The following is a 389-nucleotide window of genomic DNA, read 5'->3' on the forward strand; positions in this document are numbered from 1 at the left end:
AGGAGGGGGTAGCGAAAATGTAAGATATATTAATCATTCAGTTTTTTATAAAATTAGTACTTAGTTCCTTAAAATCTCTAGATTATTACAAACTAAGCCTATTAACGTAATATTTTCTTACGTATATTTAAGAAATATCTTAAGGTAAATTTCGTGCCTATATGCTTTCAGCACTTATTTTTGACTAACTTAGCTTTCCTGCCATGCTTATGCTATTGTATTTACTCAAGTGACGGTAACATCCCTGTAATATCCTTGCGGAGCATCACACATGAAATTAATATAAGGCACATAAACAACAGGTAAACCAGAGGTTAATAAAACTGTTATACAACTAGGTATAACAATAGTACCCCATGTTCCTTTCGTACAAAGGTTAATCCTTATTA

The 389-nt window shown here is 31.4% G+C and carries 1 rRNA gene (running past one end of the window); it reads right to left on the reverse strand.

Features of this window, described 5'->3' with window-relative positions:
- Positions 1-32: 32 nt before the first annotated feature.
- Positions 33-389: ribosomal RNA gene (locus tag IEW49_RS13435) — 23S ribosomal RNA — on the reverse strand (its annotated part continues 365 nt past the right edge of the window); the annotation flags it as partial.

Source organism: Pseudoblastomonas marina (genome assembly GCF_014641655.1).
GTDB lineage: Bacteria > Pseudomonadota > Alphaproteobacteria > Sphingomonadales > Sphingomonadaceae > Alteriqipengyuania_A > Alteriqipengyuania_A marina.